This window comes from Serratia sp. (in: enterobacteria), from assembly GCF_052400455.1.
Lineage (GTDB): Bacteria > Pseudomonadota > Gammaproteobacteria > Enterobacterales > Enterobacteriaceae > Serratia > Serratia ureilytica.
Map to the genome: position 1 here is coordinate 744,688 of NZ_CP185812.1, position 23,849 is coordinate 768,536.

General features: G+C 61.9%; 22 protein-coding genes. 10 read left to right on the top strand and 12 right to left on the bottom strand.

Features of this window, described 5'->3' with window-relative positions; genetic code table 11:
* Positions 1-61: 61 nt before the first annotated feature.
* Both secA and mutT read left to right on the top strand, forming a co-directional pair.
* Positions 62-2,770 (top strand): preprotein translocase subunit SecA, encoded by a 2,709-nt coding sequence (gene secA, locus ACORQT_RS03470; protein WP_042783690.1) that lies wholly within the window; start codon positions 62-64, stop codon positions 2,768-2,770.
* An 80-nt stretch (positions 2,771-2,850) separates the two neighbouring features.
* Positions 2,851-3,255 (top strand): 8-oxo-dGTP diphosphatase MutT, encoded by a 405-nt coding sequence (gene mutT / locus ACORQT_RS03475; protein ID WP_108680172.1) that lies wholly within the window; start codon positions 2,851-2,853, stop codon positions 3,253-3,255.
* 39 nt (positions 3,256-3,294) lie between these two features.
* Here mutT and yacG read toward each other — a convergent pair whose 3' ends face one another.
* Entirely contained in the window at positions 3,295-3,486 is a 192-nt protein-coding gene (gene yacG / locus ACORQT_RS03480) for a DNA gyrase inhibitor YacG (RefSeq protein ID WP_025301578.1), read from the bottom strand.
* Between the two features lie 51 nt (positions 3,487-3,537).
* Positions 3,538-4,239, bottom strand: coding sequence for a cell division protein ZapD (gene zapD, locus ACORQT_RS03485; protein WP_372507295.1), 702 nt, complete (start codon positions 4,237-4,239; stop codon positions 3,538-3,540).
* On the opposite strand from zapD, the gene ACORQT_RS03490 reads away from it, so the two are divergent.
* Positions 4,166-4,396 carry a hypothetical protein gene (locus ACORQT_RS03490; RefSeq protein WP_227414610.1) on the top strand — a complete coding sequence of 77 codons (231 nt, stop codon included), beginning with the start codon at positions 4,166-4,168 and terminating at the stop codon, positions 4,394-4,396. The two genes, zapD and ACORQT_RS03490, sit on opposite strands and share 74 nt — an antisense overlap.
* Here ACORQT_RS03490 and coaE read toward each other — a convergent pair.
* The gene (coaE, locus tag ACORQT_RS03495; protein ID WP_072626735.1) at positions 4,296-4,910 is read right to left on the bottom strand and encodes a dephospho-CoA kinase; all 615 of its coding nucleotides are present in this window, start codon (positions 4,908-4,910) and stop codon (positions 4,296-4,298) included. The two genes, ACORQT_RS03490 and coaE, sit on opposite strands and share 101 nt — an antisense overlap.
* 362 nt (positions 4,911-5,272) lie before the next feature.
* Between coaE and ACORQT_RS03500 the strand changes: the two genes are divergently transcribed.
* Positions 5,273-6,316, top strand: a complete 1,044-nt coding sequence (locus tag ACORQT_RS03500) for a GMP reductase (protein WP_015376656.1) — start codon at positions 5,273-5,275, stop codon at positions 6,314-6,316.
* A gap of 54 nt (positions 6,317-6,370) precedes the next feature.
* Here the strand turns inward: ACORQT_RS03500 and hofC are convergent, their stop codons facing one another.
* The 4 genes from hofC to nadC all read right to left on the bottom strand — a co-directional run bounded on the left by hofC (position 6,371) and on the right by nadC (position 10,532).
* On the bottom strand, positions 6,371-7,570 hold the full coding sequence (hofC, locus tag ACORQT_RS03505) for a protein transport protein HofC (RefSeq protein WP_108680173.1): 1,200 nt from the start codon (positions 7,568-7,570) through the stop codon (positions 6,371-6,373).
* The gene (gene gspE, locus ACORQT_RS03510; RefSeq protein WP_042783693.1) at positions 7,567-9,009 is read right to left on the bottom strand and encodes a type II secretion system protein GspE; all 1,443 of its coding nucleotides are present in this window, start codon (positions 9,007-9,009) and stop codon (positions 7,567-7,569) included. The genes hofC and gspE overlap by 4 nt, the downstream gene beginning before the upstream one ends.
* A gap of 5 nt (positions 9,010-9,014) precedes the next feature.
* The gene (gene ppdD / locus ACORQT_RS03515) at positions 9,015-9,452 is read right to left on the bottom strand and encodes a prepilin peptidase-dependent pilin (protein WP_033651664.1); all 438 of its coding nucleotides are present in this window, start codon (positions 9,450-9,452) and stop codon (positions 9,015-9,017) included.
* 189 nt (positions 9,453-9,641) lie between these two features.
* Positions 9,642-10,532 (bottom strand): carboxylating nicotinate-nucleotide diphosphorylase, encoded by an 891-nt coding sequence (gene nadC / locus ACORQT_RS03520; protein ID WP_025301584.1) that lies wholly within the window; start codon positions 10,530-10,532, stop codon positions 9,642-9,644.
* A gap of 84 nt (positions 10,533-10,616) precedes the next feature.
* Between nadC and ampD the strand changes: the two genes are divergently transcribed.
* Complete coding sequence (gene ampD / locus ACORQT_RS03525) at positions 10,617-11,213, top strand: 1,6-anhydro-N-acetylmuramyl-L-alanine amidase AmpD (protein ID WP_025301585.1); 597 nt, start codon at positions 10,617-10,619, stop codon at positions 11,211-11,213.
* A complete protein-coding gene (ampE, locus tag ACORQT_RS03530) occupies positions 11,213-12,067 on the top strand; it encodes a beta-lactamase regulator AmpE (protein ID WP_033631795.1) in 855 nt (284 codons plus the stop codon). The genes ampD and ampE overlap by 1 nt, the downstream gene beginning before the upstream one ends.
* A gap of 62 nt (positions 12,068-12,129) precedes the next feature.
* Here the strand turns inward: ampE and hemL are convergent, their stop codons facing one another.
* A complete protein-coding gene (gene hemL, locus ACORQT_RS03535; RefSeq protein ID WP_015376661.1) occupies positions 12,130-13,419 on the bottom strand; it encodes a glutamate-1-semialdehyde 2,1-aminomutase in 1,290 nt (429 codons plus the stop codon).
* A 174-nt stretch (positions 13,420-13,593) separates the two neighbouring features.
* On the opposite strand from hemL, the gene clcA reads away from it, so the two are divergent.
* On the top strand, positions 13,594-15,033 hold the full coding sequence (gene clcA, locus ACORQT_RS03540) for a H(+)/Cl(-) exchange transporter ClcA (protein WP_033641864.1): 1,440 nt from the start codon (positions 13,594-13,596) through the stop codon (positions 15,031-15,033).
* Between the two features lie 89 nt (positions 15,034-15,122).
* Positions 15,123-15,467: an iron-sulfur cluster insertion protein ErpA gene (gene erpA, locus ACORQT_RS03545; RefSeq protein WP_033641865.1), complete on the top strand. Its 345-nt coding sequence runs from the start codon at positions 15,123-15,125 to the stop codon at positions 15,465-15,467.
* A 164-nt stretch (positions 15,468-15,631) separates the two neighbouring features.
* On the opposite strand, the gene ACORQT_RS03550 is transcribed toward erpA, so the two are convergent.
* The 3 genes from ACORQT_RS03550 to mtnN are packed head-to-tail and all read right to left on the bottom strand — an operon-like array spanning position 15,632 to position 17,755.
* Positions 15,632-16,246: a TRIC cation channel family protein gene (locus ACORQT_RS03550; RefSeq protein ID WP_033641866.1), complete on the bottom strand. Its 615-nt coding sequence runs from the start codon at positions 16,244-16,246 to the stop codon at positions 15,632-15,634.
* Entirely contained in the window at positions 16,246-17,052 is an 807-nt protein-coding gene (gene btuF, locus ACORQT_RS03555) for a vitamin B12 ABC transporter substrate-binding protein BtuF (RefSeq protein WP_046688235.1), read from the bottom strand. Before btuF ends, ACORQT_RS03550 begins: the two co-directional genes overlap by 1 nt.
* A 1-nt stretch (position 17,053) precedes the next feature.
* The gene (gene mtnN, locus ACORQT_RS03560; protein WP_019455094.1) at positions 17,054-17,755 is read right to left on the bottom strand and encodes a 5'-methylthioadenosine/S-adenosylhomocysteine nucleosidase; all 702 of its coding nucleotides are present in this window, start codon (positions 17,753-17,755) and stop codon (positions 17,054-17,056) included.
* Positions 17,756-17,884: 129 nt separating this feature from the next.
* On the opposite strand from mtnN, the gene dgt reads away from it, so the two are divergent.
* Complete coding sequence (gene dgt, locus ACORQT_RS03565) at positions 17,885-19,402, top strand: dGTPase (protein ID WP_099785551.1); 1,518 nt, start codon at positions 17,885-17,887, stop codon at positions 19,400-19,402.
* Positions 19,403-19,583: 181 nt separating this feature from the next.
* Positions 19,584-21,026, top strand: a complete 1,443-nt coding sequence (degP, locus tag ACORQT_RS03570) for a serine endoprotease DegP (RefSeq protein ID WP_033651660.1) — start codon at positions 19,584-19,586, stop codon at positions 21,024-21,026.
* A 68-nt stretch (positions 21,027-21,094) separates the two neighbouring features.
* On the opposite strand, the gene barA is transcribed toward degP, so the two are convergent.
* Positions 21,095-23,821, bottom strand: coding sequence for a two-component sensor histidine kinase BarA (barA, locus tag ACORQT_RS03575; protein WP_033641870.1), 2,727 nt, complete (start codon positions 23,819-23,821; stop codon positions 21,095-21,097).
* Positions 23,822-23,849 lie beyond the last annotated feature (28 nt).

The window sequence follows — 23,849 nt, forward strand, 5'->3', positions numbered from 1 at the left end:
ACCATAAATAATAGCAAGTTGACTGCCGCGCTCGGCGGTCATGACAGAGATATCAAACATCATGTTAGTGAAATTATTAACCAAAGTTTTTGGCAGCCGTAACGATCGTACCCTGCGCCGCATGCGCAAAGTGGTTGAGCAGATCAACCGCATGGAACCGGACATGGAAAAGCTGTCCGATGACGAGTTGAAAGCGAAAACCAACGAATTCCGCGCGCGCCTGGAGAAGGGCGAATCGCTGGAAAGCCTGATCCCGGAAGCCTTCGCCGTGGTGCGTGAGGCGAGCAAGCGCGTGTTCGGCATGCGTCACTTCGACGTGCAGCTGCTGGGCGGCATGGTACTGAACGACCGCTGCATCGCCGAGATGCGCACCGGTGAAGGTAAAACCCTGACCGCGACGCTGCCGGCCTACCTGAACGCCCTGAGCGGCCGCGGCGTGCACGTCGTGACCGTCAACGACTATCTGGCGCAGCGCGACGCCGAAAACAACCGTCCGCTGTTCGAGTTCCTCGGCCTGAGCATCGGCATCAACCTGCCGGGCATGCCGGCGCCGGCCAAGCGCGAAGCTTACGCCGCCGACATCACCTACGGCACCAACAACGAGTACGGCTTCGACTACCTGCGCGACAACATGGCTTTCAGCCCGGAAGAGCGCGTGCAGCGCAAACTGCACTATGCGCTGGTGGATGAGGTGGACTCCATCCTGATCGATGAAGCGCGTACGCCGCTGATCATCTCCGGCCCGGCAGAAGACAGCTCCGAGATGTACATCAAGGTCAACAAGCTGATCCCTAAACTGATCCGCCAGGAAAAAGAAGACTCCGACACCTTCAAAGGTGAAGGGCACTTCTCGGTGGACGAGAAGGCGCGTCAGGTACACCTGACCGAACGCGGTCTGATCCTGATCGAAGAGATGCTGGTGGAAGCCGGCATCATGGATGAAGGCGAATCGCTGTACTCGCCGACCAACATCATGCTGATGCACCACGTTACCGCCGCGCTGCGCGCCCACGTGCTGTTCACCCGCGACGTGGACTACATCGTGAAAGACGGCGAAGTGATCATCGTCGATGAGCACACCGGCCGTACCATGCAGGGCCGCCGCTGGTCCGACGGTCTGCACCAGGCGGTGGAAGCCAAAGAAGGCGTGGAGATCCAGAACGAGAACCAGACGCTGGCTTCGATCACCTTCCAGAACTACTTCCGTCTGTACGAGAAGCTGGCCGGGATGACCGGTACCGCCGATACCGAAGCCTTCGAATTCAGCTCGATCTACAAGCTGGACACGATCGTGGTGCCAACCAACCGTCCGATGATCCGTAAGGATATGCCGGATCTGGTGTACATGACCGAGAAAGAGAAGATCGGCGCCATCATTGAAGACATCCGCGAGCGTACCGCCAAAGGCCAGCCGGTGCTGGTGGGGACCATCTCGATCGAGAAATCCGAAGTGGTGTCCCGAGAGCTGACCAAAGCGGGCATCGACCACAAGGTGTTGAACGCCAAATTCCACGCCATGGAAGCGGACATCGTCGCCCAGGCCGGCCAGAGCGGTGCGGTAACCATCGCCACCAACATGGCGGGCCGTGGTACCGATATCGTGCTGGGCGGCAGCTGGCAGGCCGAAGTGGCGCTGCTGGAAGAACCGACCGAAGAGCAGATCGAAGCCATCAAAGCCGCCTGGAAAGAGCGCCACGACGCGGTGCTGGCGGCGGGCGGCCTGCATATCATCGGCACCGAGCGCCATGAATCGCGCCGTATCGATAACCAGCTGCGCGGCCGTTCCGGCCGTCAGGGCGACGCCGGTTCATCCCGCTTCTACCTGTCGATGGAAGATGCCCTGATGCGTATCTTCGCCTCGGATCGCGTGTCCGGCATGATGCGTAAACTGGGCATGAAAGAAGGCGAAGCGATTGAGCACCCGTGGGTGACCAAGGCGATCGCCAACGCGCAGCGCAAAGTGGAAAGCCGCAACTTCGATATCCGTAAGCAACTGCTGGAATACGACGACGTCGCCAACGATCAGCGCCGCGCCATCTACAGCCAGCGTAACGAATTGCTGGACGTGTCCGACGTGAGCGAAACCATCGCCAGCATCCGCGAGGACGTGTTCAAGAGCACCATCGACAACTACATCACGCCGCAGTCGCTGGAAGAAGAGTGGGACATTCAGGGGCTGGAAGAGCGTCTGAAGAACGACTTCGATCTGGAGATGCCGATTGCCCAGTGGCTGGACAAAGAGCCGGAGCTGCACGAAGAGACGCTGCGCGAACGCATTCTGGAGAACGCCAAAGAGCAGTACCTGCGTAAGGAAGAAGTGGTCGGCAGCGAAATGATGCGCAACTTCGAGAAGGGCGTGATGCTGCAGACGTTGGATTCCCTGTGGAAAGAGCACCTGGCGGCGATGGACTACCTGCGTCAGGGCATCCACCTGCGCGGCTATGCGCAGAAGGATCCGAAGCAGGAGTACAAGCGCGAATCCTTCAACATGTTCGCCACCATGCTGGAATCGCTGAAATATGAAGTGATCAGCGTGCTGAGCAAGGTACAGGTGCGGATGCCGGAAGAGGTGGAAGCGCTGGAACAGCAGCGCCGTGAAGAGGCCGAGCGTCTGGCGCAGCAGCAACAGCTGAGCCACCACGACGAGAACGCGCTGGTGACCGAAGATCCGAACGCGCCGGCGACCGCCGAGCGCAAAGTGGGCCGCAACGATCCTTGCCCATGCGGTTCCGGCAAGAAATACAAGCAGTGCCATGGCCGCCTGCAGTAATGCCGGCCGCGGTTGACTGATAATACCCGGGGGTTCAGCTTGCTGAGCCCCTGTTTTTTGGCACCCATCAGGAGGGTGAGATGAAACATCTGAATATCGCCGTGGGCATCATCCGCAATGCTCAACGGGAGATCTTTATTACGCGCCGCGCCGCTGACGCGCACATGGCCGGATTTTGGGAGTTTCCCGGCGGCAAGATCGAACCGGGTGAGACGCCGGAACAGGCGCTGAGCCGCGAGCTGCGTGAAGAGACCAGTATCGAAGCCGAGCGGGCCGAACTGCTGGAGGTGGTGGAACATCGCTTCAGCGATCGCATCGTGACGCTGAATTTTTATCTGGTGGAGCATTGGGCGGGCGAGCCGTTTGGCCGTGAGGGGCAGCCGATGCGCTGGGTAAAACAGGCGGAGCTGCGTGAAGACGAGTTCCCGGAAGCCAATGCCGGCATTATCCAACTGCTGGTGGCGCAGGCTGGCGCCGCGCAATAACACTATCGGCCTGGCGTGCGCCAGGCCTTCAATCGGCGATTAGCGGTCGTCGAGTTCGCTCCAGTCCTCACTTTCCGACAAATCGCTGTTGCTCGGAATGCGCTTCTCTTCATCGGCCCACTCGCCAAGATCGATCAGTTGGCAGCGCTTGCTGCAAAACGGCCGGAATGGGCTGACTTCGCCCCAAACCACGCCGGTGCCACAGGTTGGGCATTTCACTACGGTCGTCATAACGGTTCCTTACGCCTTCTGGCGGTGCTGAGAAGGCTTGCTTTCATGAGTTCAACAACAGGCCAGTTCGAACGTCAGGCGTTCAGGCACCATGCCATGTTCGCTGTCCAACGGCAGGAAACGAATGGCATAACGCGTCTTGTGGCCGGAAATTTGCGGATAAAGCTGCGGCGCCAGATGAAGGCGCAGGCGCAGCAGATCCGCCCCTTCGGCGTTGTCCTGGAAAAAGCCGTTCAGACTGATTTGATTGCGGAACGGCCCCGACTGACGGATCAGATCCAGCACCATGATCAGCGCCTGGTTCAGCGGATCCAGCGACTGCAGCCAGGCGGCGACGTCGGCATCGCGATCCTGCTGCGGCGCGTGCATCCACATGTGCAGGGTCGGCAAATCGAAGCTGCAGCAGCCGCCGGGAATGTTCAGACGCTGGCGCACCAGGCCGATCAGCCGGTCTTCACGCAGTGCCTGACCGAGGCGCGGTGCCGCCATCAGCGCCGATGAACGCGACTTCAACTGGCCGCGCAACTGCTCGATCAGCGCCATATCCACGCCCGGCACATCGGCCCAGGCCAACAGTTTTTGCTGCTGACGCTCCAGCTCTTTGAGCAGTTCGGTGCGTACCTCGCCGCGCTCCAGTACGTCCAGCAAATCGGAGACGGTGCGGAAAAAGGTAAGGGCGATGGCGGTTTCGCTCAGGGCGCGCTGGCCGTGCAGCTGTTGCAGTAAAAACTCGATGCGCAGCCAGGTACGCATTTTTTCGTTCAGCGGGTGTTCAAAGAGAACGGTTGGGGAAACATCACTCATGCAGTTTAATCCTGTTGGGGCGCTGTTGCCGCCAGTTCAAGGTAGCGACGATGCAGTGCGGCGACCCGTGGCTCTATCCCCTGAGCGGCGCCGCTGTTGTCAATAATGTCATCCGCCACGGCGAGGCGCTGCTGGCGCGTGGCCTGGGCGGCGAGAATGCTCTGCGCTTGCTCGCGGCTGATGCCGTCGCGCGCGATGGTGCGAGCCAACTGGGTTTCGGCGTCGACGTCGATCACCAGCACCCGATCGGCGCGATCCTGCAGGCCGTTTTCCACCAGCAGCGGCACGACCCACAGCGCGTACGGGCTGGCCGCCTGCGCCAGTTGGCGTTGGGTCTCGCGGTGTATCAGCGGATGCAGCAGTTGGTTCAGCCAGGTTTTATCATCGGGGCGGCTGAAGATACGCTGACGCAGCGCAGCGCGGTTGAGCGCGCCGTCCGGCAGCAACATTTCATTACCAAATCGCTCGGCGATCGCGGCCAGAGCAGGGGTGCCCGGCTTAACGACCTGACGGGCGATCACGTCGGCATCGACAATGGCTGCGCCGTGGCGCGCAAAGGCGTTCGCAACGGTCGTTTTGCCGCTGCCTATGCCCCCGGTCAACGCAACAATGTAGGCCATGGTGTTAGGTGCATCCGATGTTCATAAAAAAATAATAGACGAATCATAAAGCGATCGCGCAGAAGTGCAAGTCGGCAGGCGGCGCTTGCGCCTCGGCCCCGTTTGGGCGGCGAGAAAAAGCGCAGCGGCACGGCAGAAATGAGCGGGCAATCACACTGCGATTATGCAGGTAAATTTGTCGGATTGTAGCGTAAATAAAGGCGAATTCGCAGTCTTGTTCGGCGATTATTAGCGCGTATTATAACGTCACTGGAACTGGCATTAATCTCGCCGTCATCTTTCCGCGCCATGGGAAAGCCGTCGGGCAGAGGTTCGAATATCCTCCTTGCGATCCGTCGCCATTAACCAGGAAATCATAAGTCATGCGTATTGAAGAAGATTTGAAGTTAGGCTTTAAAGACGTGTTGATCCGCCCTAAGCGTTCCACGTTGAAAAGCCGTTCCGAGGTTGAACTGGAACGTCAGTTTACCTTCAAGCATTCAGGTTGCAGCTGGTCCGGCGTGCCGATTATCGCAGCTAACATGGACACGGTGGGCACCTTCCGCATGGCCGAGGCCCTGGCTTCTTTCGACGTTCTCACCGCCGTACACAAACATTACAGCGTCGAGCAATGGGCTGACTTCGTGCAGCGCATGCCGGAATCGGTGCTGCGCCACGTGATGGTGTCCACCGGCACCTCCGAAGCCGACTTCGCCAAAATGCAGCAGATCCTGGCCCTGTCTCCGGCACTGAAATTCATCTGTATCGACGTGGCCAACGGCTACTCTGAACACTTCGTCGCCTTCCTGCAGAAAGCGCGCGAAGCCTGCCCGAATCACGTCATCTGCGCCGGCAACGTAGTGACCGGCGAGATGGTGGAAGAGTTGATCCTCTCCGGCGCCGACATCGTTAAAGTCGGCATCGGGCCGGGATCGGTATGCACCACCCGCGTGAAGACCGGCGTGGGCTATCCGCAGCTGTCGGCGGTGATCGAATGCGCCGATGCGGCCCACGGGCTGGGCGGCCAAATCGTCAGCGACGGCGGTTGCTCGGTGCCGGGCGATGTCGCCAAAGCCTTCGGCGGCGGCGCGGACTTCGTGATGCTGGGCGGTATGCTGGCCGGCCACGACGAGTGCGAAGGCACCGTGGTGGAAGAGAACGGCGAGAAATTCATGCTGTTCTACGGCATGAGCTCCGAGTCAGCGATGAAGCGCCACGTCGGCGGCGTGGCGGAGTATCGCGCGGCCGAAGGCAAAACCGTCAAGCTGCCGCTGCGAGGCGAGGTGGAGTTCACCGTGCGCGATATCCTCGGCGGCCTGCGTTCCGCCTGCACCTACGTCGGCGCCGAGCGTTTGAAAGAGCTGACCAAGCGCACCACCTTTATCCGTGTGGCGGAGCAGGAAAACCGCGTCTTCGGCAGCAAATAAGCCGCACCTTGCATTCGGGCGCAGCGCACCGCGGCGCCCGCTATCCTTTTTCCCTTATCCCAATACGCTGCCCAGTTGAAAGATAGGCAGATACATGGCGATCACCAAAGCGCCGACAATCCCACCTACCACCAGCATCAGCAGCGGCTCCAGCGTTTGCGCCAGCGTATCGGCCAGCTCGTGCGTTTGCCGTTCATACCACTGCGCCAATTTATCCAGCAAGGCGTCCAGTGAACCGGACTCTTCGCCCACCCGCACCAGCTGCCGGCACAGCGGCGGAAACAGCGGTTGCAGGCCCAGGGCATGATGAAAGGCTTCGCCTTCGGCGATCTGCCGTTGCATCTGCTCCAGCGCCTGTTTGTACAGCAGATGGTCAGCCGCCAACGCCGCCGCGTTCAACCCTTCCACCAGCGTCAGCCCGGCGCGTTGGGTCATGGTCAGGATGCGAAATGTTTGGCTCAGCGCGCCGCCGCTCACCAGCCGGGCGATCAGCGGCAGGCGCAGCAAGAGTGCCTGTTCACGTCTGCGCCACGGCGGGCGCGGGTGCAGCCAGCGGCCATAGCCGAACAGCGACGCGCCCAGCAGCAGCGCCAGATAGGGGCCGGTGGCGATCAACTGCGCAGACAATGCCAGCAACCCTTGGGTAAACCAGGGCAGCGGCGCATCGAACGATTGATAAACCTTGGCGAATTCCGGCAGCACCATCACCAGCATTAACACGCTGACCATCAGCGCCACCGCGCAGATGAAGAGGGGATAACGCAGCGCTTTGGTCACCTTGCGGCGCAGCAGCAACTGGGCCTCTTGTTGTTGCGCCAGCTGCAGGCAGCAGCGATCGAGGTTGCCGGTCAGTTCACCGATGGCGATCAGCTGGCGATAGATCAGGGGAAAAATCCCCGGTTGTTCGGCGAGGGTTTCGGAAAGCGGTTGCCCTTCGCGCACCTGGTCGGCCAGCTGGCGCAACAGGCAGCGCCAGGCTGCCGAAGGATGCTCTGCTGCCAGCAACTGCAGCGCATTGACCAGCGGCAACCCCGCCTGCAGCAGAGTGGCGAGCTGGCGGGTGAAGTGGATTAACGGTTCTCCACGCCATTGGCCGGGCGTAACGCGTTTGCCGTGCCCGATTCGGCACGGTTGCAGGCCTTGTTCGATCAGCAACCGGCTCACCTGCCATTTTTCCTCGCTCATCAGTTCGCCGCGGCGTAAGGCGCCCTGTGCGTCGAAAGCCTGCCAAAGAAACAGCCGGCGCGCTTTCATGGCGCGGCTATGCCAGGCTGGACGACGTCGATCACGCGGTACAGTTCTTCCAGCGAGGTCGTGCCTTCGGCGGCCAGCGCCAGGCCCGCTTGCAGCAGCGAAAGCTGCCCCTGTTCGCGGGCGATATCCGCTAGCAGACTGGGAGCGGCGTTCGCCAGCAATGCCGCCTGTATTTCCGGCGTAATGGCCAACAGTTCATACACGCCGATGCGCCCATAGTAACCGCCGAAGCAATGCTCGCAGCCATCGGCGCGCCAGACAGTGAGCGGTTCCGGCCAGATCGCGCTGGGAAAATGCGTCGGCTGGCTGTGCGGATAGCGGCAGTGGCGGCACAGTCTGCGCACCAACCGCTGCGCGACGATCAGCTTCAGACAGCCGGCGAGCAGGTAGCCGGGGATCCCCATGTGCATCAGCCGCGTCAGGGTTTCGCCGGTGGAGTTGGTATGCAGCGTCGACAGCACCAGGTGGCCGGTTTGCGCGGCCTTGACCGCGATCTCGGCGGTTTCCGCATCGCGGATCTCGCCGATCATGATGACGTCTGGATCCTGGCGCAGCAGGGCGCGCAACACCCGGGCGAAGCTCAGCTCGGTTTTGGCGTTGATCTGGGTCTGATTAACGCCGAACAACGGGATCTCGACCGGATCCTCGACGCTGCACAGGTTGCTCTGCGCATCGTTCAACTGGCGCAGACCGCTGTACAGCGTCACCGTTTTGCCGCTGCCGGTCGGGCCGGTCACCAGGATCAACCCTTGCGGGCAGGCCAGCGCCGTCGCGTAGCGCGCCAGATCCGCCCGGCTCATGCCTAACTGATCCAGCGGCAGTTCTTGTTGCTCGCCCTGCTGAACGCGCAGCACCACCTTTTCGCCGTGCAGCGTCGGCAGAGTGGCGATACGCATGGCATAGCGCGCGCTGTCCAGCGTCAGGCTGAGCTGCCCGTCCTGAGGTTGACGGCGCTCGGCGATATCCAGTTGGCCGAGGATCTTCAGCCGGGCGATGAGGCGCGCGGTCAGCTGCGGCGGCGGTGAGGCGAGGGTTTGCAGCACGCCGTCGATGCGCAGACGAATGCGAAAATGCTGCCGAAAAGGCTCGAAGTGGATGTCCGAGGCGCGGCGCTGGATGGCCAGGCGCAGCGTCTGGTTGATGAATTGCACCACCGGCGCATCGCCGTCGTCGGGGTAGGCGATGTCGGTTGTGTCCTCTTCGGCCGCCAGCGGCGCCGAGAGCGGTTCGTGGCGCTGGTTAAGCGCCAGCTCCAACCTGGCCGCCGGCCATTGTTCCAGATGGATGCGTTTGCCGGTGGCGAAACGCAGCGCCGCCAGCAGCCCCTGCGGCGCTTCTTCGCTGAGCGCGACCGTCAGGGTGGTCGGGTCTTCGCTCAACGCCAGCGCCTGATAGCGCCGACACAGGGTGTGAACCTCTTCGCTGATTTGCGCGTTCATCGCCGTTACTCCGCCGCGTCGTCGAAGCGGAAGACTTCCCGGCACACCTCAACCAGCGTCGCGTTTTCGCTGCTGCACAGCCGGGTCCAGCGGGTCAGCCCATCGGCGTTCGACTTGGGGGTTAACGCCACCGCCAGCCCCTGCAGCGTTTGGGTGCCGGTCAGCGTGATTACGCCTTTAACGACTTTCACCCCGCTGACGTAACGCGACGCGCCGCCGCTGGGAATGCCTTTGCTGCCGGCTTCACAGCCGGCGGGCGCGCCTTCATCCAGTACGCACAGCTCGACCGCCAGCTTATACGGCGCCATGGTTTGCAGCATGTCGGTCATCGCCGCTTTCTGGATGTAGCGCTGGTAGGCGGGAATGCCGATGGCGCTGAGGATGGCGATGATGGCGATCACCACCATCAGTTCGATCAGGCTAAAGCCGCGTTGCGTTTCCATGCGTTGTTTCCTCCATAAGGGTGTGGAAAACAACGGTAGCGGTTTGCGCGGGGGAACGGCGAGCGGGTTTTACGCGTTTCTCGGCGTGCTTCCATCAGTATTGATGTCGTTTGCAGCGGAGGGAAAAACGGTGCGAGGGGCTTCGCAAATCTGCGTTAACGCCCCCGGCGGCGGCCGGGGGCGAGGGGATCATTTGAAGCGCATCGACAGATCGAGCGCGGTCACATGTTTGGTCAGCGCGCCGACCGAAATGTAATCCACGCCGGTCTCGGCGAAGGTGCGCAGCGTCTCGCTGGTGACGTTGCCGGACACCTCCAGCTGGGCGCGGCCCTGGGTTTGGGCGACCGCCTGACGCATCATCTCGACGCTGAAGTTGTCCAGCATGATGATGTCGGCGCCGGCGTCCAGCGCCTGCTGCAGCTCATCGAGCGACTCGACTTCCACTTCCACCGGCACGTCGGCGTGCAGCCAGAAGGCTTTTTCCACCGCGTTTTTGATCGAGCCGGAGGCGATGATGTGGTTTTCCTTGATCAGGAAGGCATCGGACAGCCCCAGCCGGTGGTTGCTGCCGCCCCCGCACAGCACGGCGTATTTCAGCGCGGTGCGCAGGCCGGGCAAGGTCTTGCGGGTATCGAGCAGGCGAGTCTGGGTGCCTTCCAGCAGAGCCACGTAGCGGCTGACCTCGGTCGCCACGCCGGAGAGCATCTGCACAAAGTTCAGCGCGGTGCGCTCGCCGGTCAACAGCACCCGCGCAGGGCCGCGCAGCCGGCAAAGCGGTTGGTTCGGTATCAGACGGTCGCCGTCTGCCACCAGCCACTCCACCTGCACCTGGTTGCCCAACTGAATAAAGACTTCGTTCAGCCAGCGGCGGCCGCAGAACACGCCGGCTTCGCGGGTAATGACGGTGGCTTCGGCCTGCTTGTCCGCCGGTAACAATTGCGCGGTAATATCGCGCCCGGCGTCAACTTCACCTCCCAGGTCTTCGCGCAGCGCCTGGGCGACGGAATAGGGAATATCACTTTCAATACGTTCAAGAAGCTCGGTGCGGCGACGGTCGGCACTGTAGCGGCGTGTCGGCATGGAAAACTCCGAAATGGACGGTTAGTTCGTAGGGGAACATGCTACTCTGTTGCAGGAATAAGTACCACCGCAGAGAGGTGTCTGATGCAGTTGGAAAATGGCTGGATTGTCGGGGTGACGCGAGTGGTTTCGCCGCACTGCGATCGGCGCCCGGATGACGAGCCGCCCTCGCTGCTGGTCATCCATAACATCAGCCTGCCGCCCGGCGAATTCGGTGGCCCCTATATCGACCAGCTGTTCACCGGCACGCTCGATCCCGCGCAGCACCCTTATTTCGCCGAGATCCATCAGCTGCGAGTGTCTGCGCACTGCCTGATCCGCCGCGATGGGGAGATCGTGCAGTATGTGCCCTTCGACCAGCGCGCGTGGCACGCGGGCGTTTCGCTGTATCAGGGGCGCGAACGGTGCAACGATTTCTCCATCGGCATCGAGCTGGAAGGCACCGACCAGTTAGCCTACACCGAGGCGCAATATCGCACGCTGCAGGCGGTCACCGCGCTGCTGGCCGAACATTATCCGCCGTTGGCGGCGCATATCGCCGGGCATTGCGATATTGCCCCCGGCCGCAAAACCGATCCCGGGCCGGCGTTCGATTGGGATCGCTATCTGGCATCTCTGGAACAACGCGGCGCGCCCGCCGACGCTATGCTTGAGACAAGAAAAAGGGAGAGGAATCGCTAATGACGCTGTTTACGCTGTTGCTGGTTTTGGCCTGGGAGCGCCTGTTCAAGCTGGGGGAACACTGGCAGCTGGATCATCGCCTCGAAGTGGTATTTCAGCGGCTGCATCGGGTTTCGCTGGCGCAGACGCTGGCGATGACCGCCGCCTGGATGGTGATCGTCTGGGGCGTTCTGTGGTTGTCGCACGGGTTATTCTTCGGCGTGGTGACGCTGCTGCTGTGGATCGTCATCGATCTGCTGTGCGTCGGCGCCGGCATCAAGCGCAAACACTATCGCGCCTACCTGAAAGCGGCGCGGCAGGGGGATACCCATGCCAGCGATCAGATGGCGGAAGAGCTGGCGTTGATCCACGGTTTGCCGGTGGACTGCAGTGAGGAGCTGCGCCTGCGCGAGCTGCAAAACGCGCTGCTGTGGATCAACTTCCGTTATTACCTGGCGCCGCTGTTCTGGTTCGTGGTCTTTGGGCCGTACGGGCCGATCGCGCTGGCGGGATATGCCTTCCTGCGCGCCTATCAAACCTGGCTGGCGCGCCACAATACGCCGCTGGAGCGTTCGCAGTCGGGCATCGATCATCTGCTGAACTGGCTGGACTGGATCCCGGTGCGTTTGGCCGGGGTGGCCTATGCGTTGTTCGGCCACGGCGAGCGCGCGTTGCCGGCCTGGTTCGCCTCGCTCGGCGATCGGCATTCGTCGTCGTATCAGGTGTTGACGCGGCTGGCGCAGTTCTCGCTGGCGCGCGATCCGCATATGGATCCGGTGCAAACGCCGCGGGCGGCGGTGACGCTGGCGCGCAAGGTGACGATGATCATCGTGGTGGTGGTGGCGCTGTTGACCATTTACGGCACGCTGCTGTAAACCGCCGTGAAAAACAAAACGGGCGCCTCGGCGCCCGTTTCTTTTTGGCCATCCGGCCGGGATTACAGCTTGGCGAAGCAGCGACGCGCGGCGTCGATGGTGCGCTGGATGTCTTCCTTGCTGTGCGCCACGGACATGAAACCCGCTTCGAAGGCGGACGGCGCGAGATACACCCCCTCTTCCAGCATCAGGTGGAAGAAGCGCTTGAAGCGTTCCACGTCGCACTGCATCACGTCCTGGTAGCAGGTGACCGCCGGCGCGTCGGTGAAGAACAGGCCGAACATGCCGCCGACGTTGTTGACCACCAACGGAATATTCTCTTCCTGCGCCGCGTGCAGCAGGCCAGCGGCCAGCATCTCGGTCAGTTCGGTCAGCGTCTGATGCACGCCGACCTGCGACACTTCGGTCAGGCAAGCGTAGCCCGCCGCCATGGCGATCGGGTTGCCGGACAGGGTGCCCGCCTGGTAGACCGGGCCGGTCGGCGCCAGCGCGTCCATCACCTCGCGACGGCCGCCGAAGGCGCCCACCGGCATGCCGCCGCCGATGATTTTGCCAAGGCAGGTCAGATCCGGCTCGACGCCGTAATAGGATTGTGCGCCGGCCAGCGCGACGCGGAAGCCGGTCATCACTTCGTCGATGATCAAGAGCGCGCCGTACTTGTCGCACAGGGCGCGCAGGCCCGGCAGGAATTCCGGCAGCGGCGGCACGCAGTTCATGTTGCCGGCGACCGGCTCGACGATGATACAGGCGATCTCGGACGGGTACTGTTCGAAGGCGGCGCGCACCGAATCCAGATCGTTATAGGTGCAGGTCAGGGTGTGTTTGGCGAAGTCGGCCGGCACGCCCGGTGAGTTCGGCTGGCCGAGGGTCAGCGCGCCGGAGCCGGCTTTCACCAGCAGGCAGTCGGCGTGGCCGTGGTAGCAGCCTTCGAACTTGATGATTTTATCGCGGTTGGTGTAGCCGCGCGCCAGGCGGATGGCGCTCATGGTGGCTTCGGTGCCCGAATTCACCATGCGCACCATATCCATCGTCGGCACCAGCTCGGTGACCAGCTGCGCCATTTTGACTTCCATCTCGGTCGGCGCGCCGAAGCTCAGGCCGCGCTGCGCCGCTTCGATCACCGCGTCGCGGATCGCCGGGTGGTTATGCCCCAGCACCATCGGCCCCCAGGAACCGACATAGTCGATATAGGCCTTGCCGTCGGCATCGAACAGGTAAGCCCCGTCTGCGCGCTCGATAAACAGCGGCACACCGCCCACGCCGGTGAATGCACGCACCGGAGAGTTTACCCCGCCGGGGATCAACTGTTGCGCCTGGGCGTACAGACTTTCGGACTTGCTGTGTAGGCTCATAAATCGGCTCCTGGATTCTCTTTTGAATGATTTGACCGCGCTATTCTAGAGGAGAGCGCCGCGTTATGAAACGATCACAGTCAGATACCATTAACGGCAGCGCCCGCCGCCGGGTTGGGGTAGAATTATCGCCCTGCCTATTTGTATTACAAATTACCTGACGAATCACTCGCGATGACAGAATCACAATCACAGCCAGTCGGGACGTTGAGCCCGCGTCTTAGCCGCAGCGATGCGGTGCGCCAGTTTATCCGCCGCGACAAAACGCCGGTGGCGATCCTGTTGATGGCCGCGCTGGTGGGGACGCTGGCCGGTTTGCTCGGCGTGGCCTTCGATAAAGCGGTGGAGTGGGTGCAGCAGCAGCGGCTGGCTTCGCTGGCGCAGGTCGCCGACTTCTGGATCCTGGTGTGGCCGCTGGCGTTTATCTTGTCCGCGGCGCTGGCGGCGCTGGGTTATTACCTGGTGCGGCGCTTTGCGCCTGAGGCGGGCGGTTCGGGCATTCCGGAGATCGAAGGCGCGCTGGAGGAGCTGCGGCCGGTGCGCTGGTGGCGTGTGATACCGGTGAAATTCATCGGCGGCATGGGAACGCTGGGGGCGGGCATGGTGCTGGGGCGCGAAGGGCCTACGGTACAGATGGGCGGCAACGTCGGGCGTATGGTCTTGGACGTGCTGCGCATTCGCGGCGCCGAGGCGCGCCATTCGCTGCTGGCGACCGGGGCCGCCGCCGGGCTGTCCGCCGCGTTCAACGCGCCGCTGGCCGGCATTCTGTTTATCATCGAAGAGATGCGGCCGCAGTTTCGCTACAACCTGATCTCGATTAAAGCGGTGTTTATCGGCGTTATCATGTCGAGCGTGGTGTTCCAGCTGTTCAACGGCCAAGGCTCGGTGATCGCGGTCGGCAAACTCGCCTCGGCGCCCATCAACACCTTGTGGCTCTATCTGGTGCTGGGCGCGATATTCGGCGCGGTGGGCGTGGGATTCAACGCGCTGATCTTTCGCACTCAGGACATGTTCGCGCGCCTGCACGGCGGCAGAATGCGCAATGTGCTGCTGATGGGCGGGCTGCTCGGCGGCGTGTGCGGCATTCTGGGGCTGATCCAGCCGGAGGCGGCGGGCGGCGGCTTTGGGCTGATCCCGATCGCCGCGGCGGGCAATTACAGCGTCGGCATGTTGATGTTCATTTTCATTACCCGCATCTTCACCACGCTGCTGTGCTTCGGTTCCGGCGCGCCGGGCGGCATCTTTGCGCCGATGCTGGCGCTGGGCACGCTGTTCGGCACCGCCTTCGGGCTGGCGGGGGCGCATTTGTTCCCGCAGTACGGCATCGAGGCGGGCACTTTCGCCATCGCCGGCATGGGGGCGTTGTTCGCCGCCACGGTGCGCGCCCCGCTGACCGGTATCGTGTTGGTGCTGGAAATGACCGACAACTACCAGCTGATTTTACCGATGATCATCACCTGCCTCGGCGCTACGGTGGTGGCGCAGCTGCTCGGCGGCAAGCCGCTGTATTCGTCGATCCTGGCGCGCACCCTGCAACGGCAGGAGGCGCAGTTGGCGCGGGAAGCGGCGGAGAAAACAAGTAAAGAAAATACAACAAATGCGGTGAATACTTGAACGCAACACTCAGGTATCGGATAATCGTTAATATTAATCAGGCAGCCTTGGTCGCGATCTGATGCTGAACAATGTTGGGAGTAAAGAGTATGAGTGATGAAACGGCACTGCCCCTGCAATTTACCGAGGCAGCAGCAAACAAGGTCAAGTACCTGATTGCTGACGAAGAAAATCCGAACCTGAAGTTGCGGGTTTACATTACCGGCGGCGGCTGCAGCGGATTCCAGTACGGTTTCACTTTTGACGACAAGGTCAACGATGGCGACATGACCATCGAGAAGCAGGGCGTGGCGCTGGTGGTCGATCCGATGAGCCTGCAGTATCTGGTTGGCGGTTCGGTGGACTACACCGAAGGGCTGGAAGGATCGCGCTTCGTGGTGACCAACCCGAATGCCAAAACCACCTGCGGTTGCGGTTCGTCGTTCAGCATCTGAGTTTGCCTGTCAGAATATCAACCCGCTTGCTTTCCAGCCGGCGGGTTTTTTTATGCCTACCACTCCACGAGGATCACTGCCACGCCGTTCTCCTGGGCCGGTGGGTTGTGGATGATATTCGGCTGTGCCGTCGCGTGGCTGCATTCGCCCCGCAGGGCGGCGGCTCAGCGTTCGAGAATAAAGGCGGGCAGCTTGAGGTGCCAGCGGATGGCCGCCAGCCGAATGGCCAGCGTGATGACCATGCCCAGCATCATGGCTTGTTGCAGCGGCATGTTGAAGGTGTAAAACGCCGTGGCGTGCGCGATGCCGCCGATGATACAGGCGGTGGCGTAAATTTCGGTGCGCAGGATCATCGGGATCTCGCGCGCCAGCACGTCGCGGATAATGCCGCCGCCGACGCCGGTGATCACCCCCATGCAGATCGCCACCAGCGGGCCGGTGCCGGCCGCGAAAGCCTTGTTGACGCCGATGCCGACGAACACCGCCAGCCCGACGGCGTCGAGCACCGGCAGCACCCATTTCGGCAGGCGGCGCGGCTGGCGCACCAGCAGCAGCGTCAATACGCAGGTGATCATCGCCACCACCAGATCGGTGGGATCCTTGACCCAGAACACCGGGCCGTTGGCCAGCGCCATATCGCGGATGGTGCCGCCGCCGACCGCGGTAACCACGCCCAACACCAACACGCCGAACGGATCCATGCGCAGTTTGCCGGCCAGCAGTACGCCGGAGACGGCGAACACCGCCGTACCGAGAATATCCAACCAGAACACCAGCATCAGCGGATCTCCGCCAGCTGGCGGCACAGTTGCTGCGCCGCCAACAGCAGCCGCGGGCCGCCGCGATTGAACCAGTCTTCATTCAGCGCGATCACCGGCACCTGCAGCTGCGGCGCCCAGAAGGCTTTCACATTGGCGGCCTCTTTCGCGCCGCCGGTGATGACGATGGCCTGGGGTTGGCGCGCCAGCACCTGCTCGCGGCTGATCTGCGGCCAAGGCGTGCGGCTGTCGGCGAAGACGTTCTGCGCGCCGCACAGCGCCAACACCTGGCTCTGCAGCGTGGCGCCGGAGCTGGTGAACAGCGGCTGGGTGCCGAACTGCAGCAACACGCGTCGCGGAGGATTATCGGCGTACTGTTGTCTGAGAGCAGCGAACTGACGGCGAAGGCCGGCGGCGGCCTGATGCGCCTGGTCCGGGTGCGGGCTGTATTGCGCCAGCTTATCCAGCAAGCCGGCGATCCCTTCGAGATTATCGGCGTCCGCATAGAAGATCGGGATGCCGAATGCGGCGAGCTGATCCAGCACGCGCTGCGGATTGCCGCCGCGCCAGGCGAGGATCAGATCCGGCTTGAGCGCCAGCACCCGCTCCAGATTGATGCCCTGCCAGGAGGCCACCTGCTCCAGCCTGGCGGCCTGCGGCGGATAATCGGAATAGGCGCTCGCCGCCACCAGCACCTCGCCCATGCCGGCGGCATAGGCGAGTTCGGTGGCGTTGGGCGCCAGACTGATCACTCGCTGGGCGGCCCCGGCCGGCAGGGCCAGCCAGAACGCCAGCAGCCAGAGCGCCGAGGTGAAGCGCAGCCTCACATCAACCGCGCTTGGCCAGGGTTTGCAGCATGGCGTTGACCATCAGCGTAGACTGCTTGGCCGCTACCACCAGGAACTCGTCAAAGCTCATGTGCGACTCGCTGTCGGCGACGTCGGAAATGGCGCGCACCACCACGAACGGCGTGCCGAACAGATGGCAGACGTGGGCGATCGCCGCGGCTTCCATTTCCACGGCGGCGACGCGCGGGAAGGTGGCGCGGATGCGCGCCAGCGGCTCGGCGCCGTTGATGAAGGCGTCACCGCTGCAGATCAGGCCGCGCACCGCGTGCAGATCCAGCTGTTTGATGCAGCTTTCCGCCAGCGCGATCAGTGCGTCGTCGGCGACGAACGCCGCCGGGCAGCCGGCCATCTGGCCCGGCTCGTAGCCGAAGGCGGTGACGTCGGCGTCGTGGTAGCGCACTTCTTCCGACACCACGATGTCGCCCACGCGCAGCGTGCTGGCCAGGCCGCCGGCGGAGCCGGTATTGATCACCACGTCCGGGCTGCAGTGCTCCAGCAGCAGGGTGGTGCCCATGGCTGCGGAGACTTTGCCGATGCCGGATTTCAGCAGGGCCACTTCAACGCCGCCGATCTGGCCGGTGTAGATTTCGCAGCCCGCGCGCTGGATGGTTTGACGGTTTTCGATTTGATCGCGCAGCAGGGTGACTTCCTGCTCCATTGCGCCGATGATGCCTACTTTCATAAATAACACTCGCTGATTGGCCGTGAGAATTGCGGCATAGTCTATCATGGCTGTGTATCAGAGATAATGCGTTGCATCCGCCGCCGGGAATTGTTATCACGGGGGCAGGGCGCAACGGCGGAGAAACAGATGTCCGGGATCGACTTCAAGCAAAAAATCAGCTTCCAACGGCCTTTCAGCAAACCGATCGAGGCCGAGGAAGAGTACGACATCGTGCGGCAGTTCGAGAGCGATCGCGGGCGCATCGTCAACTCGGCCGCCATTCGCCGTTTGCAGCAAAAAACCCAGGTGTTTCCGCTGGAGCGCAACGCGGCGGTGCGCAGCCGCCTGACGCACTCGATGGAGGTGCAGCAGGTCGGGCGCCATATCGCCAAAGAGATCCTCAACCGCTTCAAACAGGCGGGTAAGATCGATGAATTCGGCCTGACCCGGCTGCTCGATCCGTTTGAAAGCATCGTGGAAATGGCCTGTCTGATGCACGATATCGGCAATCCGCCGTTCGGTCACTTCGGCGAGTCGGCGATCAACGACTGGTTCGCCCAGCGGCTCGATCCTGCCAGCTGCGGCAGCGAGCCGGGCAGTCACGATCGCTGCCAGGTCGCGTCGCTGCGGCTGCATGAAGGGGAGAGCGATCTGAACCGGCTGCGCAGCCGGATCCGTCAGGATCTCAGCCATTTCGAGGGCAACGCCCAGGCGATCCGCATGGTGTACAGCCTGCTGAAACTCAATCTGACCTACGCGCAAGTCGGCTGCATTTTGAAATACACCCGCCCGGCTTATTGGGCGGGCGACATCCCCGCCAGCCACAGCTATTTGATGAAAAAGCCCGGCTATTATCTGGCGGAAGAAGCCTTTGTCGATAGGCTGCGGCGCGAGCTGCACATGGGCGAGTTCGATCGTTTTCCGCTGACCTACATCATGGAGGCCGCCGACGATATCTCGTACTGCGTGGCCGATCTGGAAGATGCGGTGGAGAAGAGCATTTTCACCGTCGAGCAGCTGTATCAGCACCTGATTCAGGAGTGGGGCGAGGTGGTGCCGGGCGATCTGTTCGACAAGACCGTCGCCAGCGCGTTTCGCAAGATCGACCGCGGCGGCGCGCGGCGCAGCGCGGAAGATCAGTTCTTCATGTATCTGCGGGTGTTTACCGTGGCGCGGCTGGTGCCGCACGCGGCGCAGCGCTTTATCGACAATCTTGACGCGGTTTATCAGGGCAGTTTCAATCAGGCTCTGCTGGAAGATTCCAGCCCGGCCTATCAGCTGCTGAAAATATTTAAAAATGTGGCGTTCAAGCACGTGTTCAACCACCCGGAGGTCGAGCAGCTCGAGCTGCAAGGCTACCGGGTGATCAGCGGCCTGCTGGACATTTACAGCCCGCTGCTGGCGATGTCGCTGGCGGACTTCAGCCGGTTGGTGCGCGAGGACAGCCATCGCGCTTACCCGATCGAAACGCGCCTGTTCCACAAGCTGTCCACCAAGCATCGGCTGGCTTATGTGGAAGCGGTAGAAGGGCTGCAGCATTTATCGCCGGAGCAGCAAACCATTCGGGAATATTATTTCCGCGCGCGTTTATTGCAGGACTATATCAGCGGAATGACCGACCTTTATGCCTATGATGAATATCGTCGATTAATGGCGGCGGAATAATTAAGCGGAGGAATAATTATCAGCAATTCCAACCGGTTGGCTGTCTCGAGTTTTGTAAAGACGAACAATATTTGTTTACTATTGCCAATCATCTGTGCCGGAACTTCGGGCTATTAATTAACTCTGAATAAGCACGCAAGACAGCCATTCTTTTTTGAACGACTTTATAAGAGACACACAGATGAAAAAAACCGCATTAGTTCTGAGCGCACTGGCATTCAGCATCGGTATGGCGATGGGACCGGTTACGGCCAGCGCCGCTGAAACCGCGTCTTCCAGCACCCAGCAGTTGCCGAGCCTGGCGCCGATGCTGGAGAAGGTGATGCCTTCCGTCGTGAGCATTAACGTTGAGGGCAGCACCACGGTCAATACGCCGCGCATGCCGCAACAGTTCCAACAGTTCTTCGGTGAAGATTCGCCGTTCTGCCAGGACGGTTCACCGTTCCAGGGCTCGCCGATGTGTCAGGGCGCTGAACAGCCCGGACCGGATGGCCAGCAGCCGCAGGGCACGCAGCAGAAATTCCAGGCGCTGGGCGCCGGGGTGGTTATCGATGCCGCCAAGGGCTATGTGGTGACCAACAATCACGTGGTGGACAACGCCAACAAGATCCAGGTGCAGCTGAGCGACGGCCGCCGTTTCGACGCCAAAGTGATCGGCAAGGATCCGCGTTCCGACATCGCCCTGATCCAGCTGAAAGATTTCAAGAACCTGACGGCGATCAAGATGGCGGACTCCGATCAGCTGCGCGTCGGCGATTACACCGTGGCGATCGGCAACCCGTACGGGCTGGGTGAAACCGCTACCTCGGGCATCGTGTCCGCCCTGGGGCGCAGCGGCCTGAACATCGAAAACTACGAAAACTTTATCCAGACCGATGCGGCAATCAACCGCGGCAACTCCGGCGGCGCGCTGGTTAACCTGAACGGCGAGCTGATCGGCATCAACACCGCGATCCTGGCGCCGGACGGCGGCAACATCGGCATCGGCTTCGCCATTCCGAGCAATATGGTGAAAAACCTGACGGCGCAAATGGTCGAGTATGGCCAGGTGAAACGCGGCGAGCTGGGCATCATGGGCACCGAGCTGAACTCGGAGCTGGCCAAGGCGATGAAGGTCGACGCGCAGCGCGGCGCCTTCGTCAGCCAGGTAATGCCGAAATCTTCCGCCGCGAAGGCGGGCATCAAGGCCGGTGACGTGATCGTCACCATGAACGGCAAGGCCATCTCCAGCTTCGCCTCGTTCCGGGCAGAGATCGGCACGTTGCCGGTCGGCAGCAAGATGTCGCTGGGCATTATTCGCGACGGCAAGCCGGTAACGATTGACGTCACGCTGGAGCAAAGCGCGCAGACCCAGGTGGCCTCGGGCAATATCTACACCGGCATTGAAGGTGCCGAGCTGAGCAATACCCAGGTCGGCAACGTGAAAGGCGTTAAGGTCGACAGCGTGAAAGCCGGCAGCGCCGCCGCACGCATCGGCCTGAAAAAGGGCGACGTGATCCTGGGCGTGAACCAACAACCGATCCAGAACCTGGGCGAGCTGCGTAAAATCCTCGACAGCAAACCGTCGGTGCTGGCGTTGAATATTCAGCGCGGCGATAGCCAGCTGTACCTGCTGGCGCAGTGATAAACTTCAGGCGCTAAAAGCAACAAAGGCACGCTACGGCGTGCCTTTTTGCATTATGGCCTGAGGATTCAGGCCGGTTGCGCCAGATGCGCGCGCGCCGCGTGGATCACCAGTTCAATCTCATCCAACAGCTCCAGCCACTCCGGCTCCAGCTCGTCGTTGGTGATGCCCTGGCGCAGCTGCCGCTCGAGGTAGAAACACAGCTGCTTGAGGCGCGGCACGCCGCTGTAGCTGCAGCTGCCGTGCAGCTTATGGACCAGGTCGAGGATCTCGTCGTCGTGTTGCCCCTCGAGCAGCGCCTGCACCCGTTCGCGTACCTGCGGCAGGAAATCGAGCAGCATTTGCAGCAGATCGCGCGCCAGATCCGGTTTATTGGCCGCCTGGCGCAGCGCCAGCGGCCAGTCGAGCGACAGCGGGGCATCGTCGGCGACGGCGCTTTCCACGTCGCCGCTGTGGTAGCGCGACAGCACGCGGGTCAGCATTTTCTCGTCGATCGGCTTGGCCAGGTAGTCGTCCATCCCCGCCTGCAGCAGATGCTCGCGTTCGCCGCTGGCGGCATGGGCAGTGACGGCGACGATCGGCGTGGAGTTGTGGTGCGGCAGTTGGCGGATCAGTTCGCTGGCGTGAATGCCGTCCATCTTCGGCATTTGAATGTCCATCAGGATCAGATCCAGCACGTTGTTGCGCGCCAGCGCCAGCGCTTCCTCACCGCTCTCGCACAGCAGCGTTTTTTCCACCTGTTCGCCCAGCAGCGTGCCGATCAGCTTCAGGTTGGCCGGGTTGTCGTCGACCGCCATCACCGTCAGCGGCAGACGTTTACGCTCAGGCGGGGCGGCGAGTCGATCGGGCGTTTCCATTCTCAGCAGCGGGAACAGACGCGTGCTGGTGATAGGCTTGATCAGGCAGCCGAGCGCGCCTTGTTGCTTAAGCAGCTCGGCGTCGATCTGCGCCTGGCACGGCAGCGCCAGAATGACCCGATCGGCCAGCTTCAGCGAGGCCAACAATTTGTCCTGATGCTGCGCCATGTTGTCGCGGAACGGGATCGGCACGCCGGCCAGCAGGAAATCGTAATGGCCTGACGGCAGTTGGCCCAGCGTCGGCGAGTGGGTGATCACCAGCTGCGTGACGCTGAGCATGTTGAGCGTCGCCTGTGCCGCCGTCGGGTTGGACTCGATATAGGCGAGCGTTTTGCCGTTCAGATCCGGCAGGTTCGGCGCCAGCGACAGCATGCCCTCGTTCAGATCCAGCGTGATGTGGAACCAGAAGGTCGAGCCGCGATTCAGCTGGCTGTGGAAGCAGATGTCGCCGCCCATTTCCTTCACCAGCTTTTGCGTGATCACCAACCCCAGCCCGGTGCCGCCGTGGCGGCGGGAGATGCTGGCGTCCGCCTGGCGGAACGCCTGGAACAGCTGCGACTGCTGGCGTTCGGAGATGCCGATGCCGGTGTCGTGGATCTGCACTTCCACTTCCACCCGGCGCTCCAGCTGTTTGCGCAGCTCGACGCGAATATCGATATTGCCGGTTTCGGTGAACTTGATGGCGTTGCCCAGCAGGTTGGTGATGATTTGCTGCAGGCGCAGCGAGTCGCCGATCACCTGCTCCGGCACGTCGTTGTGCACATCCAGCGTCAGCTCCAACCCTTTGTCATGTGCGCTGGGGGCCAGCAGCACCACCACTTCGTCCAGCGTTTCGCGCAGGGCGAACGGAATATGCTCCAGCACCAGTTTGCCGGCCTCCAGCTTGGAGAAGTCCAGCACGTCATTGATGATGGTCAGCAGGTTGTTGGCCGAGCGCTCGATGGTCTGCAAATAGTCGGTTTGGGTCGCGCTCAGATCGGTTTTCAGCATCTGGCGGGTAAAACCGATCACGCCGTTGAGCGGGGTACGCAGCTCGTGCGACATGTTGGCCAGGAATTCGGACTTGATGCGCGCCGCCTCCTGCGCGCGTTTTTTCGCCAGATCCAGTTCGACGTTCTGGATCTCCATCTGCTCCAGCGTTTCACGCAGGTCAGACGTGGCCTGATCGATGTTCTGCTGCATCTCTTCGTGATAGGCGGTGAGCGACATCGCCATCGAGTTGATGCCGTTCTTCAGCATGTGCAGCTCGCCGAGCATGTAGCCCTCCACGCGGCTGTCGAGCTGGCCGCGGCGGATGCGATCGACGGTGTTCACCATGTTGCGGATCGGGCCGGTCACGTCGCGCATCAGGCGGTAAGCGAACAGGATGGCGATGCACATGCACAGCAGCAGCAGCAGGGTGGAGACGAACACCTCTTTATACTGCTGCAGCCGCACCGACTGCAGATCCAGCTCGATCGCCACATAGCCCAGGTTGTTGTCGGGGTGGCTGCCGCCGTCGGCGGTTTCATCCGGATACTGATTTTCCGACAGGATCGGCGTGCGCAGGATCAGCGAATCGCCGCGCCGGGTGAGCATCAGTTCGGTGGGCAACGGCACGCCTTTCGGCAACTGCAGCTGGGCGAAGTTGTGGTGATAATTGGAGGTGACGAACAGGTTGTTCTGCGCATCGAACACGGTGATCGACCGCACGATGTCCGAATGGCGGCGGTGCAGCAGGCTGACCAGTTGCCTGACCGATTCGCGGCTGCGGAACGTCATGCCGTACTCGCTGGCTACCGCCAGCGGCTCGATGATGCTGGCGCCGGCGTCGACCAATTGCTCCTGCAGCTCGTTATAGCGGTGCACCACGAAGAAGGTGCTGAGCAGCAAACCAATCAGCAAGGTCGGGGCCAGAATCAGGATCATCATGCGCGCACGCAGGCTGTATTTGGTCATGGGATTCCAATGTGGGAGAATTGACAGC